The organism is Proteiniphilum sp. X52 (assembly GCF_003712195.1).
Lineage (GTDB): Bacteria > Bacteroidota > Bacteroidia > Bacteroidales > Dysgonomonadaceae > Proteiniphilum.
The window spans coordinates 14,035-28,949 of sequence record NZ_RDSD01000016.1; the positions used below are offsets into that span (position 1 = coordinate 14,035).

At 43.9% G+C, this 14,915-nt stretch carries 10 protein-coding genes; 5 read left to right on the forward strand and 5 right to left on the reverse strand.

The features are described from left to right. Positions 1 to 58: 58 nt before the first annotated feature. From D7D25_RS12430 to D7D25_RS12440, 3 genes are all read left to right on the forward strand, one after another. Positions 59 to 703, forward strand: coding sequence for a DUF4294 domain-containing protein (locus tag D7D25_RS12430; RefSeq protein ID WP_122969279.1), 645 nt, complete (start codon positions 59 to 61; stop codon positions 701 to 703). A gap of 200 nt (positions 704 to 903) precedes the next feature. Continuing rightward, on the forward strand, positions 904 to 2,619 hold the full coding sequence (locus tag D7D25_RS12435; protein ID WP_122969280.1) for a SulP family inorganic anion transporter: 1,716 nt from the start codon (positions 904 to 906) through the stop codon (positions 2,617 to 2,619). Then, positions 2,612 to 4,486, forward strand: a complete 1,875-nt coding sequence (locus tag D7D25_RS12440; RefSeq protein ID WP_122969281.1) for a YgiQ family radical SAM protein — start codon at positions 2,612 to 2,614, stop codon at positions 4,484 to 4,486. The genes D7D25_RS12435 and D7D25_RS12440 overlap by 8 nt, the downstream gene beginning before the upstream one ends. On the opposite strand, the gene D7D25_RS12445 is transcribed toward D7D25_RS12440, so the two are convergent. The 5 genes from D7D25_RS12445 to D7D25_RS12470 all read right to left on the reverse strand — a co-directional run bounded on the left by D7D25_RS12445 (position 4,460) and on the right by D7D25_RS12470 (position 12,302). Next, on the reverse strand, positions 4,460 to 4,717 hold the full coding sequence (locus D7D25_RS12445; RefSeq protein ID WP_122969282.1) for a hypothetical protein: 258 nt from the start codon (positions 4,715 to 4,717) through the stop codon (positions 4,460 to 4,462). The two genes, D7D25_RS12440 and D7D25_RS12445, sit on opposite strands and share 27 nt — an antisense overlap. 45 nt (positions 4,718 to 4,762) lie before the next feature. After that, positions 4,763 to 5,683 carry a glycerophosphodiester phosphodiesterase family protein gene (locus D7D25_RS12450; protein ID WP_122969283.1) on the reverse strand — a complete coding sequence of 307 codons (921 nt, stop codon included), beginning with the start codon at positions 5,681 to 5,683 and terminating at the stop codon, positions 4,763 to 4,765. Between the two features lie 10 nt (positions 5,684 to 5,693). Beyond that, positions 5,694 to 7,373 carry a hypothetical protein gene (locus D7D25_RS12455; protein ID WP_122969284.1) on the reverse strand — a complete coding sequence of 560 codons (1,680 nt, stop codon included), beginning with the start codon at positions 7,371 to 7,373 and terminating at the stop codon, positions 5,694 to 5,696. Positions 7,374 to 7,383: 10 nt separating this feature from the next. Beyond that, the gene (locus D7D25_RS12460) at positions 7,384 to 9,069 is read right to left on the reverse strand and encodes a RagB/SusD family nutrient uptake outer membrane protein (protein WP_122969285.1); all 1,686 of its coding nucleotides are present in this window, start codon (positions 9,067 to 9,069) and stop codon (positions 7,384 to 7,386) included. Positions 9,070 to 9,290: 221 nt separating this feature from the next. After that, positions 9,291 to 12,302, reverse strand: a complete 3,012-nt coding sequence (locus D7D25_RS12470) for a TonB-dependent receptor (RefSeq protein ID WP_122969287.1) — start codon at positions 12,300 to 12,302, stop codon at positions 9,291 to 9,293. 562 nt (positions 12,303 to 12,864) lie between these two features. Between D7D25_RS12470 and D7D25_RS12475 the strand changes: the two genes are divergently transcribed. Next, the gene (locus D7D25_RS12475) at positions 12,865 to 13,608 is read left to right on the forward strand and encodes a NigD-like protein (protein WP_122969288.1); all 744 of its coding nucleotides are present in this window, start codon (positions 12,865 to 12,867) and stop codon (positions 13,606 to 13,608) included. 203 nt (positions 13,609 to 13,811) lie between these two features. Beyond that, positions 13,812 to 14,795: a GntR family transcriptional regulator gene (locus D7D25_RS12480; RefSeq protein ID WP_185140258.1), complete on the forward strand. Its 984-nt coding sequence runs from the start codon at positions 13,812 to 13,814 to the stop codon at positions 14,793 to 14,795. Positions 14,796 to 14,915 lie beyond the last annotated feature (120 nt).

The following is a 14,915-nucleotide window of genomic DNA, read 5'->3' on the forward strand; positions in this document are numbered from 1 at the left end:
TACACTTAACGAGTTTTTTTGACTAAAAATAAAAGTGACCCATTATCTTTGCATCGTTATGGAAAGACTTATCTTCATATCCCTGGCACTATTCATCACTCTTTTATCTCCCCGGATAGAAGCGCAGGAGTATTATGCGGCCCATATAAACCCGGATTCCGACACGCCGGTGTCTACCATTTTTTTAATGCCCAACGTGTATCCTGCCGTGGTATTGGGAGGGGATACCGTCGCCTGTATGTGGCTGAAGGATTTCATTAAGTATTCTCCTCTCACCTTCCGGAACACCAAAGATCAGATAGCCTATACCAAGCTGGTTCGCGATGTGAAGAAAACACTCCCTTATGCGAAGGAGATTGCCGCCATCATCCTGGAAACATATGAATATATGGAGACACTTCCCAACGATAAAGAGCGGCAAAAGCATCTGAACCGGATGGAGAAATACCTCATGGATCAATATACCCCGAAAATGAAGAAACTCACCCGGTCGCAGGGACAGTTGTTGATGAAACTGGTGGACCGGGAAACCAATTCTTCCTCCTATCATATTATCGATGCTTTTATGGGAAGCTTCAAAGCCTGGTCGTACAACCTGTTCGCCGGAATGTTCGGCAACAGCCTCAAAGCCCGCTACAACCCTTATGGTGAAGACCGTGTGACCGAGCGTGTCTGCGTACTGGTGGAACAGGGAGCGGTATAAAAATGTGCGATGAGTCAATGAGGAAATTGAACGATTAGCGGACTATAATTACCTAATCCGGACACCACCGCATCATCCCATCAGCAAATTATCACAATAAATTGCTACCTTTGTACTGCTTTTCATTGTCAAATTGTCATATTGTCACATTAGTCACATTGGCACATTGGCACATTAGTCACATTAGTCACATTAGTTTCATGAGAATAGATTTCCTGCGGGATTTTCAACCGGCCCTTTTTCAATCACTAAAAACCTACAGCAAGGAGAAATTCTTTGCCGACCTGATGTCGGGATTGATTGTGGGTGTAGTGGCATTACCCCTCGCCATCGCTTTTGGGATTGCCTCGGGAGTTACGCCTGAGAAAGGAATATATACTGCCATAATTGCCGGGTTCATCATCTCATTGCTGGGCGGCAGCAGGGTTCAGATCGGAGGTCCTACCGGCGCCTTCATCGTGATTGTCTATGGTATTGTGGAGCAACATGGAGTGCAGGGTCTTGCCATCGCGACCGTACTTGCCGGTATAATGCTTTTGGCGATGGGTTTTCTGAAACTGGGTACGGTGATCAAGTTTATCCCTTATCCCATTGTCATCGGTTTCACAAGTGGCATCGCCCTGACCATCTTTTCCACACAGATAAAAGATTTCTTCGGGCTTACCACTCCGGCATTGCCTTCGGGATTCATTGAAAAATGGGGCGTTTACTTCCGGCATTTCGACTCGATCAATTGGTGGGCGGCGCTCATAGCCGTTTTGAGCGTGGTTATTATCGTATTCACGCCCAAAATATCAAAAAAAGTGCCGGGTTCACTCGTAGCTCTTGTCGTAATGACGTTGGCGGCCTACCTGCTAAAAACCCACGGAGGTGTCACGACCATAGAAACTATTGGTGACCGGTTTATCATCAACAGCCAGTTACCGGGTATGGAGCAAATACCATTGAATCTCGAAAGTATCCGCCTCCTGTCCCCGGTCGCATTTACCATTGCCATGCTGGGAGCTATTGAATCCCTATTGTCGGCTACTGTGGCTGATGGAGCGACAGGACACAAGCACAATTCGAATATGGAGTTGATAGCACAAGGTGCCGCCAATATCATCACCCCGTTTTTTGGAGGTATTCCCGCCACCGGGGCCATCGCGCGCACAATGACCAACATCAACAACGGCGGAAGGACACCTGTCGCGGGAATTATCCACGCGGTGGTACTCCTGTTGATAGTCCTGTTCCTGGGCGATCTTACCCGGCATATCCCGATGGCTTGCCTCGCGGGGGTATTGGTGGTTGTGGCATACAACATGAGTGAGTGGCGTACGTTCCTATTACTCACCAGACAGTCGAAATCGACCATGGGTATTCTCATGACCACCTTTTTGCTTACGGTTATCTTCGATCTGACCATCGCCATAGGAGTCGGTCTGATGCTTGCTATTTTCGGCTTTCTCAAGAGAATGAATGAAAGTATGCAGATATCCCGCACTACCGGAAGTATTGATCTGGCAAAAGGGATGGAATCGCAATCTGCCGACACCCAGGAAGAACTGCTCCATCTGCCCGATGGAGTGGAGGTCTATGAAATTGAAGGGCCCTTCTTTTTTGGAGTGGCCAGCAAATTCGATGAGATCACACGGGAATTGGGGGATCATCCACGTATTCGGATCATCCGCATGCGAATGGTGCCTTTCATCGACTCCACCGGATTGAACAACCTCGAAATGTTGTGCAGACGGTCAAAGAAAGAGAAGATACAAATCATCCTTTCAGGAGTGAAAGAGAACGTGCGCGAAAGTATCGAAAAGTCCGATATTCCACAGATCATCGGCAGTGAGAATATCTGTTCGAACATCCACCTGGCGGTAGAGAGAGCTGTATTATTGAATGCGCGGCAAAAACAGTCTCACCATGGCTGACCCGATTGACAACCGATCCTACCAACTCACAGACTGGTTACCCACCACGAAGAAAGAATTGGATCTTCGTGGATGGGACACCGTGGATGTGATCCTTTTCTCCGGTGACGCCTATATCGACCACCCCTCTTTTGGCACGGCTGTAATTGGCCGCCTGCTCGAAAGCCAGGGCCTACGTGTGGCGATCGTGCCACAACCGAACTGGCGGGACGATTTGCGCGATTTCAAGAAACTGGGCGCTCCCCGCCTCTTCTTTGCGGTGACCGCCGGCGTGATGGATTCAATGATCAATCATTACACCGCCAATAAAAGGCTCCGATCAGAGGATGCCTACACCCCTGACGGCCGCGCCGATATGCGCCCCGACAGGGCAGTAACCGTATACTGCCGTATTCTGAAGGAACTCTATCCCGACGTGGCGGTGGTAATCGGCGGGGTGGAAGCTTCATTACGCCGGATCACCCATTATGATTACTGGAACGACAAACTCCACAAGAGCATCCTGGCCGATACGAAGGCCGACCTGCTGATATACGGGATGGGGGAACTCCCTCTTAAACAACTGATATGCGAGATTCGTGATGGTAAAACCGTCAGGGAGATAAATGATATCCCGCAAACCGCTTTTATTTGCACCGAAGCGCCTGAGAATCCGTTCAATGAGGAAGTCACACTTTTTTCGCATGAAGAATGTGCGAAAGATAAACTGAAACAGGCCAAAAATTTCCGCATGGTGGAGGAACAATCCAATCGGCTTTCCGCCGCGCGCCTTCTCCAAAAGGTAGACGGTAAAACCCTTATTGTCAATCCTCCCTACCCTCCAATGAAGGAGGAGGAGATAGACGCCTCGTTCGACCTTCCCTATACCCGTCTACCCCATCCCAAATACAAGGGCAAGCACATCCCGGCTTACGAGATGATCAAATTCTCGGTCAACCTCCATCGCGGGTGCTTCGGCGGATGTGCTTTCTGCACTATCTCCGCGCATCAGGGGAAATTTATCGCCTCCCGATCCAGACAATCCATCTTGGATGAAGTGAAGAAGATCACCCAAATGCCCGACTTCAAAGGATATATCAGCGATTTGGGAGGCCCATCGGCCAATATGTACCGGATGCAAGGAAAGGATTTGTCTGTTTGCGAAAAATGCAAGAAACCCTCCTGCATCTTCCCGAAAATCTGTTTCAACCTCAATACCGATCATTCCGATTTGTTGGATATCTATAAAGCAGTGGATTCATTGCCCGGGATAAAAAAATCGTTTATCGGAAGCGGAATCCGTTACGATATGCTGTTGCAAGACAGCCACGACGCGAAAATCAATGAATCCCACCGGATGTACCTCAACGAACTGATAAGAAACCATGTCTCCGGCAGATTGAAGGTCGCTCCCGAGCACACTTCAGAGACCACGCTCAAAATCATGAGAAAACCTTCTTTCCGGTATTTCGACCGGTTCAAACAAATTTTCGATGAACTGAATAAAAAACATTCGCTGAACCAGCAACTTGTCCCCTACTTCATCTCTTCTCACCCGGGATGCAATGAGGAAGATATGGCGGAACTGGCCGTGATCACAAAAAAACTACACTTCAAACTGGAACAGGTTCAGGACTTCACGCCATCCCCCATGACGCTCGCCACCGAGATCTATTACACAGGTTACCATCCCTATACATTGCAACCGGTATATACAGCCAAAAGCAGAGAGGAAAAAAACAATCAGCGGCAATTCTTCTTTTGGTACGATCCTACACAAAGACTCTCCATCATCAAAAAACTCAAACGCATAGGCAGGGCCGACCTGGTTAAAAAACTCTATTCCGGAGATTTTTTATCCCTACCGCCCGACAAAAGTTTTAAATAAAAAAAGGGCTCCAGCGAAGTATTGCCCCAAAGTTATAAGAAGCTGTTTTGAATTTTTTGCGAATCGTTTTGTTTCTTGATATTCAGGTTCTTTAACATAAGGATGATGCCCTTTTGCTAGTAAAGTAGCATCGGACTTTCCAAAATCTGCTACCACATAGCCGTTTCCCAAAAATCTTTGCAATTGGGAGGGATAGGAGTTTTGTTCTCTATTTTCTATAATGAAGCCCATAAGTGTGCTGAAAGCAGCACACTTATGGGCAAGTACACGAAACGTTTATCGCCAATTCTCGTACTTCAAATATCTAAGTAAATCATGAGGATAGTTGGTTTCCAAAACACGGAATCCTTGCTCGAGCAGCCATCCCCATCCTTTGGAGGGTTTGTCGAAGATTGATATTTGGTCATCGTGATTGGCCGTGTGCTCAGGCCATGTTGCGGCAACGAATGGCTTCGCACCCACTCCCAGCACTTTGGGCAATTGTTTATAAACGTCTGTATCCAATGTTTTCATTCTGAATTGATATAAGACCGGATTGTACTTAGCAATCCAGTCATCTACGTATTCATTGATATTTGGAATTCGATCCGAGATGGCTGGACAAAAGATGACTTTTTCCAACTTGTCACCAAAGATTCTTTTGGCTTTCTCATAAGGCCATTCCAGTACGAAGATAGACTCCTCCAAAGCATTCTTCTTTTCTAGTACTTTCAGAACCTGTTGCACCATATATCCTTCAGGCTTGCCGGGTATCTCGTACCCTGCTTTGTCTAAGTATAGCAGGATTTTCCCTTTGGCGATATCAATAAACTCTTCCAATGTAGGAACGAGTAAATCTGTTTTGCCGCCATAGTTAATACTTCTCATATGATATTGCCTGATCTCGTCCAGTGTCATATCGATAATGACACCTTTACCTTCTGTTGTTCTGTCTATAGTAGCATCATGCATCATGATAATTTTTCCGTCTTTAGTAAGACGAACATCTGTTTCTGCAATATCCACGCCAATTCTAATGGCATTTTTCAATGCGTCTGTGGAATTTTCCACGGAGTATATCCAATCACAACGATGACCTGCAATCCAAACATAATCTTTGTTCTCCCTGTCTTTGATTGCTTTAACAATATCTGATTGCCCAGCAAATCCCATATCGCAGCAAAAGCAGCAAAACACAAACAATAAAAACTTTCTCATATTTACAGTTTTATAAATCCACACCAGTATTGTTTAATTGCGGACCACCTCCTGCCGTAAATCCTCTGCTCTCCCCTTTTTCTGATGGAGAAACCCAGAATGCGTAGAGTTGCCCGTTCTGAAGATAAAACTTGAATCTCACCGTTTTCCCTCTGAGGCCAGAAAGATCGTTTTTGCCTTTCCATGTTATCATGCACTTGGTTTTATCTGACTTTTTCATACTCAGGCAATCATGACGAGTAAATCCAGGGATCGGCAAGTTATTTTCATCTAGGATTTCAACTGTCAACATCCCTTTCTTCTCTGAAACATCTGCATTGACAAAAAGGTAGATACCATCAAAAGTTATCTTTTCTGTCGTCAGGCTACCTTCTGATTTTCCTGCAGACATTGAAACAAAACCATCTCTACGAAGGGTAAAGAGACCTGTGGAGGTATAACAGTCCCAGAAAATGTCGTTTAGGCGACGACCGCTAGCATAGAAATAAAGAGAATCTCCCACAATCAAGGGCGTTCCGTTTATCGACTGAACATTTCCCCAGTTCCAAGCACCCTCTGTTTCGTTAACATCAATGAAAGCATTGTGTGTTGGACGGGAGAAATGGAAACCATCCCGGCTGTATCCTAAAGAGACCACATTACGTTTCTGTATGTTGTCTTTTGCGCAAACGTCATTTTCTGGCCCGCACCAAGCCGCGTACTGTCCAATCATAATGCTTTCATAAGGAATAACATCAAAGTTATATATTCCCGGTTCTACCTCAGGGTATTTTGGATGTCGCAACTCCTTGTCATCTGGAGTAAACCAATATACAATACTTCTATCTTCAACATCTTTACGTTTCCTGTGTGCCAGACTGACTAACATTTCGGGATCACTATGCTCCGCATAAAAGCGAGATCGGAAAGATAGATCCGTAACCCCCCGCATACTCAAAGCCCACTTATTCGTGAATGGGTTAAAGAAGGCAGTAGTACGATCATACATGTCGCCAGACTGTGCCTTGCCTTTTGACCAGTGGATACCATCCTCAGAATACTTGAGAACAATCTGCCAACGGTCATCTTTATCACGATGCTCTATATTAAAGAATTTCCATCTCCGCGAAGGATCCTTTTCGCTTCTGTCAAGCCAAATAGTGGCAGCATCACGCCTACATGTGTCAACGATGTTGGTTCCGGGCACAAGATTCAAATTGGGCTTAGTCCAATTCTTACCGTCCTTGGATTCTGCATAACAGGTATAGAACTCCCGCCTCTTTTCATTTTTCTGTATGTTTCCCGCACCCGCCAGATACCACATTCTAAAGAGGCCTGTTTCATCATCATACCAGATGCCATCACTAAATGGGGCGGCATATGGTTCCCCTTTACTTGTTTTCTCCCACTCCCTGTCCGGTTCCAAGACAGGATTACCCGCATAGGGTGTAGGAGTGTGGAAAACGCGCACAAGATCAGTCTCAGAGATCAGGAAATCATCTACAAATAATTGTCTTCCAACGTTGATGGGTATAACGTTAGGCTTATTATGTAGATAAGGAACGGGCATTTCTCTTGGAGCAGCGGGCTCCTCGTAACGAGGAGGCCACTGTCCCCCGAGTTCGATTCCGTTGTGCAATGTCTGTGCACTGACAGATTGCACTGGAATCATCAAAAAAACTACTACTAATTTACGAACGTAACTAACCATAAACTATTAATTAATTCCAACCAGGATTATTGGTAGTGATATATGGATTACCTTCCACCTCGTCAACTGGGATGGGAAGCCATTCGTTTTTATTCTCTTGGAAGCCTAGGTAAGCGGAATTGTTGAATTGCTTAAAGTAGGGATCACTGGTCTCGAGTGCCTTGAAGCGAGAAACGAGTTTACCCCATCTGAGCAAATCATAGAAACGTTGTCCCTCTCCCGTGAGTTCAAGGATACGTTCTTTCTCAATAGCATCCATATTAACAGTGGTCAACGCGGGCATATTGACACTCTTTCTTGCTCTTACCAGATTGATGGACTGAAGTGCGGAAAGACTGCCCTGAGAACCGCCATTTACCACAGCTTCGGCATACATCAGCAGCACATCTGCATAACGGATTTCGATATAGTTCATACCATTAGCACGAAGATTACCGATCCACATGCCATTACCTGGATTCGTTGTTGGGAGAGTCCAGTCTATGCCCTTACGACAAGCTGACTTGTAATTCTCGCCTCCTGCAAGAACCAGTCCGAAGTCATGTCTGTCGGTTCCGGCTTTTGTATAATATTCACGGAATGTTTTACCATCAAATACAATCACCTGATTGCCTGGACGTGCTTTGATTTCTGAAGCAGTATCATCAAAAATGAGTGTGCCAAACATTCTCGGATCAGTAAAACCGTCAGCATCTTTTGATGCCACAAATGCATCATAAACCCACTGGTGGACAACATGACCATTTATGGAGACAAATGAGATGGGCTGAACACCACGAGGATCGCGCCATACTCCACTGTTTGCCAAGCCGGGATTGAAGTTTGTGTTGACCGCATCCCCTAAGAATTGCCATTCAAGGATGGATTCGTCGTTATTCTCTGTGGCAACCCTGAAATTATCATCGTAGTTATCCACAAGCTTATATGCCCCATGTTGTCCAGCAATAATCTCGTTAAAATTCTGGGCAGCTTCATTATAGTACTCAGTTGTTGAACCACCAAAGAACTTCTCGATTCCTGAGCGATAGAGGTAGGCCTTCCCCAAAAGAGCTGTAGCAGTTCCGCTGGTCACTCGTCCTGTATTATTTCCTGTCCAATAGCCTTTCTTGGGAAGAAGTTCCTTGGCCTGCTCCAAATCGGAAATAATAAACTTCCAAGTGTCTTCCGGGGCAGCCTGAGGCTTATAGTCCATGGAGTTTCGGGGGAATCTGTTCATTAAAGGAATGTTCCTCCAATTGGTAAACAGGAACCAATGACAGTAAGCCCTCAGAAAATAAGCCTCTCCAAGATAGGCGTTTTTGAGCTGTTGGTCAGTAAATTCTGCTGCAGGTATTGATTCAATCATTTGACACGCCTGGGCTGCCGCTGTGTAAAACAATTGGAAAGGCTGGACAAGTGTGTACCACGAAGGAGTAAGAGAAGCGCAATACTGGCCGGGAACTCCATAGTCTGTACGATCGCTTTCCTCATCGCTTCTGTTAACCATGAGTCGTGTCCCGGAAACTCCCATTGCACGGGGGGTGGTAATATAAGAGTAGATACCTTTGATACCTTTATCCACATTCTCGGGTGTTGTGTAAAACGAATTCACGTCCTGCTGGTTTGGGTTAACTGCCAGGTCGTCAAACACACTATTACAAGCTGTGAATGTGAGTCCTGTGGCAACAATAACTGCAATAAATATATATTTTTTCATATGATTATTTTATTTTTTTATTTCTGTATATGGAACCTTTGATGTTCAAAATATTCACTAAAGTTAGATATTTGAGTCGCCTTCGCTCCTCGATTTTCAATTCCTCGCTATGGCATAGTCCAAACAAGTTTGTCCTTTGCTCATTTAGCTTAACGGAAATATTCATTCCCTTCGGGTGTTTAATGATTATTTTAAACATGTCGGTTTCATAATGCTTCAGTTTAGAATGTTATGTTGAAACCAATATTATATGTGCGGGCGTTAATTGCGGGAGCATTCCAATGGATGCCGTCTACGCCACGATCGAACAATGTATTGCTGCTCACTTCCGGATCATAAAGATCATAGCGAGTAATAGTAAAGAGGTTTTGAATACTTGCATAGATTCTCAATGATTCGAGCAGACCAATTTTATTAAGAACCTTTTGATCGAATGTGTAGCCGAGTTGTAGATTCTTCAGACGAGCATATGAACCATCTTCGATGTAATAACTGCTGGGCAGTGAGTTGTTACCCGCAAAGTTATCAACATTCGCATAACAGAGGTCATTGCTCTTGTTTGATGGGGTCCAAGAATTTAATGCTTCTACCAATTTATTTGTATTAGGATTGAAAATATAATGATATTTTGCAGCAGCATAAATATCGTTACCAACACTACCTTGGAAGAATGCTGTCAAATCCCAATTCTTATAACCCAAGTTGATGTTCAGACCAAAAGTGAAGTCCGGATTAGGATTACCTATCACCTGTTTGTCATCCTGGGTCACTTCTGTTGATTCCTTGGCTGTTCCATCCGCGCCTTCAAACAGGAAATTACCTGTTGTTTGGCTAACACCTAACACCTTGTAGCCATAGAAACTCCCAATAGGCAAACCTTCTTGAGTAAGTGTGGCGCGGTCATTGTACTGTGAAGCCAAAATGCTCCCGCGAATAGGCTGCACGCCTTCTCCAAGTTTGATTACCTTATTTTTAAGGAGGGTGATATTGCCTTGTGCGTTCAGAGTCCAATCCCCCCAGCTCTTATTATAGCCCATTGTGAACTCAAATCCCTTGTTCTCAACAGATGCGGTATTATAATAGTTGAGTTCGCCTTCATTCAGCACTATTGTCTGACCCGAGGATGGAAGTGACTCTAACGGAGCAAGCAGGTCATTATTTCTCCGCCAGAAATATTCAGATGTAAAGGTTAAGGCGTTGTCAAACAAACCAAGTTCCAATCCGACATTCGCAGAGATAGCCTTTTCCCAAGTCAGCGTCTGCTGCATCAAGCGTGTCACATAGCCATACTGACGGCTGTTATTGAAGATTGTAGCTACAGGGCCATAGGCAAGATTTGTGAACTGGTAAGGATTAATGAAGTTCGCGCCCATCTCTCCATAGCTGCCACGGATTTTCATACGGGGGATCCAGGGAACCTTAAAGAACTCTTCTTCGTGGATATTCCAACCTGCGGATACTGATGGGAAGTAACCCACACGATGACCATCTGCAAACTTTGAAGATTCATCACTCCGAATACTCAGTGAGAGCAAATACCTACTCTTATAGTTATAGTTCAGTCGTGCAAAGAATGACAACAGTGCGGAATTCAGTTCGTTGGATGCCACTGTGCCCTCTCCGTTATAGGTTGTGATAGAGGAAGATCCCAAGTCATTCACACCAGAATTGATACCCATAGAGCGATAAAATTCTCGCATCCAGCTAGTACCTAATAAGACATCGAAATTGTGATTGCCGAAAGAATTGTTGAAGAAAAGAAGGTTATCGATGGTATAGTTAAAACTTTCATCACGGCTCTCATCCAAGGAGGTGTAAGGCTGGCTAAAACGAGAATCCATTTCACCGCTTTCTGTCCAATAAGAAGCATAGGCTGGTGTATGTGTATAGTCATGCGAATTCAGATAGCTGCCTGCCAGATTTAATTTGTACTTGAAACCATATCCCAAGTCCAATGCAGCGCTAAGGCTTCCGGTGATGTCACTCTTCTTGATATAATTGTTTTGTGTATAGATCTGTGCCAACGGATTGGTTATATCCGCATTGGTGATTGAATAACCAAGTTCTGAAGGTGTGGAGATATAGCGCCCATATGAATCCTTAACAGGAATCGTTGGCATTTCTATTGCGCGATGTTTGGGAGCATTTGTCTTGTGAGTATGTGCAAGAGAAAGGTTCTCCGTTATGGTCAGTCTGCCTTTTTTCAGCATACTATTCACGCGACCATTATATTTCTTGTAATCAGACTGGATGACAATACCTTGCTGGTCTGTATAGCCAATACTAGTATTATAAGTGGCATTTTCTGTTCCTCCTGATATACCTGAACTCAGATTCCACATTGGAGCATTCCGGTAATAGAGATCCTGCCAGTCCTGGCTGAAACTCGGGTCTGATGGGTTGTCATTCTGGTCAGCATGCTTGTAATTTGGAGTGTTGTCCGCCATCATATTTGAAAATTGCCTCCATTGGTTGGCATCCATGAACTCAAGCTGTTTACTAGGAGTCTGATAGGAGTAAGATCCATTGATTTCCACCTTGGTTTTTCCGCTCTTACCCGATTTTGTTGTGACAAGAATAACACCATTGGCTGCGCGGGAACCATAAATGGCCGCAGCAGAACCGTCTTTCAAGATTTCAATAGATTCAATGTCTGCAGAGTTGAGCGAATTGATTCCGTTGTTGCTGATTGCACCGTCAATAATGTATAGCGGCTCTGTGGAACCAAAGGATGCTGCGCCGCGTACCAAGATACTTACATCACCTCCTGCTTCTCCTCCAGCTTGAAGGACTTCTACACCAGGAATACGGCCTAACAAAGCAGAGGCGACATTAGAGGTTACTTGCTTGGAAATTTCCTTGGCAGAAACAGTTGATATAGATGCCGTCATGCTCGACTTCTTTTGAACTCCATAGCCGACAACGACAATTTCATCGATCAAAACATGATCTTCTTCAAGATTTACATGGAGGGTTGTCTGATTTCCCACCGCCACCTCACGAGTAGTATAGCCAATGTAGCTGAATACCAACGTGGCTCCTTGACTAACCTGCAAAGTGTAGTTTCCATCAAGGTCTGTTACGGTTCCATTAATGGAGCCTTTCTCCACAACAGAAACTCCGATCATAGGTTCTTTGTTCTGGTCTAATACGGTACCAGAAACAGTTGCTTTCTGAGCAAAAGCGCCAATCGTCATTATGAGCGATAGTAAAGCTAAAAAACAATGTTTCATAAGGATGATTTTTGTTAATTAATAATAAGAATACTTTCGTTGTTAGTTTATTTGAGAGGATTTTATGACAGAAGGTAGAGGCTACGACCATCATACGGGGAATATGGAACGGCTGATTCCCCTTTGCAGGCGGTGCTACAGTACCATCACGATTTTATTTTGTGCCGCAAATATATAAATTTTTTATTATTATCGAATAAATTATGAGAAATTTTTAGTTTATGCCGTACATTTAGATAAAAATTTGAAGAGCTGGGAGGGGTGCCTCGCTTCGCGCTCTTACCATTAGCCACCATTTAACTCCATGAAATAAAACTTAACTAACTGAAAATTATAAATTTTGCTCAGGAACGAATCGGTTGTAGTGATCCCAATTTATTTAAATTTTAATAGTCCATCATTTAGTGGACATTACTGATTTTTTATAAATGAAAAACATCCCATTTGAGAACTCTTCCTCAAAATACCCTAAATAACGTTAAATATTAAAATTTTCCTCCTTTCCCATGCAGCGTTTTCTCTTTTTCTGCATCTGACTAATAAAGAAAAATAAGAATGTCGCATGAAGAAAACAGTATTAAAAATCAGCATCCTTTTGATGGGAATTTTACTGTCTACCCCCTCCTGTGACGATAATGGAAGGTCGCTGGGAGATATCTATATCAGTATAGCCACCGTTGTACCCGAAGGTGAAAATGCTTACTCATTTCTTCTAGACAACGGCAAACGCCTATGGCCTGCCGCCGGCAATGTAAGATATGCACCAACGCGCAACCGGCGTGTTTTCCTCAATTACACGATACTGTGGGAGAGTTCGGGAGCAAACTACGATTATGACATCAAAGTAAACGACGTATGGAATATCCTTACCAAACAAGCGATTGAACTGAATGCCGAAAACCGGGACAGCATAGGCAACGATCCGGTAAAAGTCAAAGAGATATGGGTAGGGGGAGATTATCTGAATGTATCCTTTTTGTTCAATTACGGCGGTGAGAGACCACACCTGATCAACCTCGTCAGGAACACTCTCTCGGAAGAAACATCACCCGAGGCCATTGATCTCGAATTCCGCCATAACGCCTATCAGAGCAGACAGACAAAATTATATGAAGGATTTGTCTGTTTCGACCTGAAACCCTTTAGGGTGAACGATGCCAACTCTGTGAATCTTTCCATTAAAGTGAAAGGATGGAACGGAGAGACAACAACATACGATGTAGTTTACAGGTATAACCAACCGGCTGCGGAGGAAACAACCGCACGGATACCCACACCTGTAATATCATCCAATGAATACTATTGATTTTTAAACCACAACTTAATTAGTTCTATTTCTTATATGACTTTTTGATTTTCCAATAGCCGGGCGGCCTCTGTGAAGAGATCGTCCGGTTTCCTTTTACTGAAAAGATATGTTATATAACATGTGAAAAATTTTTTCCCCGTCTCTTTTTTGTGTTATTTTTGCGCCAGCACAGTACAGCACAGCATAGCAGACTTGCGCCCATGGAATTAAACTTCAATAACAAAAACACCAAAGTACAGCAACTGACGGATTTCGTACAGAAATCCATTGCCGCGCGTGAATTAAAGGTGGGAGATAAATTACCCTCCATCAACCAGTTAAGTCAACGGTTTCAACTCTCCCGCGATACAGTGTTCAAAGCTTTCACTGACTTAAAAAACAGGGGAATAATTGATTCTGTACATGGTAAAAACTATTATGTTGCCTCGCACACCAAAAATATATTGTTGCTGCTGGATGAGTACACACCCTTTAAAGAGGTAATGTACAACACATTACGGAAAAGACTACCCTCTTACTATGAGATCGATCTCTGGTTCCATCAGTACAATGAACATCTTTTCAACCAGATCATCCACGATTCCATAGGCATGTACAACCGGTATCTTGTGATGAATTATCACAACGAGAGGTTTTCCGAAGCATTGACAAAAATTGATAAAAAGAAATTATTACTGTTGGATTTCGGCAAATTTGACAAAAATGGGTATTCTTATGTTTGCCAGGACTTCGACACCGCACTTTACAATGCTTTGGAAACGATTAAAAGCCGGTTAAAAAAATACCGGAAACTGTTCTTCGTCTTCAATAAAAACCATAAACATCCACAGAGCAGCAAAGAGTATTTTAGTAAATTCTGTATTGACAACAACCTTCCGTTTGAGATTATCGACGAGGTCACCGAAAAAATGATTATCCTGGATAACGCGTTTTATCTGGTTATCAAACAGGAAGATCTCGTTACGATCATAAAGAAAGGGAGACTGGCACAACTCAAGGCCGGCAGCGGTTACGGCTTACTGGCATACAATGAAAACCCCTTCTATGAAGTGATAGAAAACGGGATAGCGAGCATAGGGGTCAATTGGGAAAGAATGGGAAATTTGGCCGCTGATTTTATCATTCATGAAGATCCCCTACAGGAATTTTTGCCTACAGAGATTATGTTGCGGGATTCGTTTTGATCCTGGAACTCCTGAAAAAACTTCATCTGTGATCAGCACAGTTCAGCACGCAGGCATTACGACTAAAAAATAATTGATCCCGATGAGTCTGTAGGAATATAGTGATAAAGTGATTTTTCA

What these genes read in the sequence shown, in the direction of transcription:
- D7D25_RS12430 (WP_122969279.1), top strand. Translation starts at nt 59, where the DNA reads ATGGAAAGACTTATCTTCATATCCCTGGCACTATTCATCACTCTTTTA.
- D7D25_RS12440 (WP_122969281.1), top strand. Translation starts at nt 2,612, where the DNA reads ATGGCTGACCCGATTGACAACCGATCCTACCAACTCACAGACTGGTTA.
- D7D25_RS12480 (WP_185140258.1), top strand. Translation starts at nt 13,812, where the DNA reads ATGGAATTAAACTTCAATAACAAAAACACCAAAGTACAGCAACTGACG.
- D7D25_RS12470 (WP_122969287.1), bottom strand. Translation starts at nt 12,302, where the DNA reads ATGAAACATTGTTTTTTAGCTTTACTATCGCTCATAATGACGATTGGC.
- D7D25_RS12445 (WP_122969282.1), bottom strand. Translation starts at nt 4,717, where the DNA reads ATGGGCTTCATTATAGAAAATAGAGAACAAAACTCCTATCCCTCCCAA.
- D7D25_RS12475 (WP_122969288.1), top strand. Translation starts at nt 12,865, where the DNA reads ATGAAGAAAACAGTATTAAAAATCAGCATCCTTTTGATGGGAATTTTA.
- D7D25_RS12460 (WP_122969285.1), bottom strand. Translation starts at nt 9,069, where the DNA reads ATGAAAAAATATATATTTATTGCAGTTATTGTTGCCACAGGACTCACA.
- D7D25_RS12450 (WP_122969283.1), bottom strand. Translation starts at nt 5,683, where the DNA reads ATGAGAAAGTTTTTATTGTTTGTGTTTTGCTGCTTTTGCTGCGATATG.
- D7D25_RS12455 (WP_122969284.1), bottom strand. Translation starts at nt 7,373, where the DNA reads ATGGTTAGTTACGTTCGTAAATTAGTAGTAGTTTTTTTGATGATTCCA.
- D7D25_RS12435 (WP_122969280.1), top strand. Translation starts at nt 904, where the DNA reads ATGAGAATAGATTTCCTGCGGGATTTTCAACCGGCCCTTTTTCAATCA.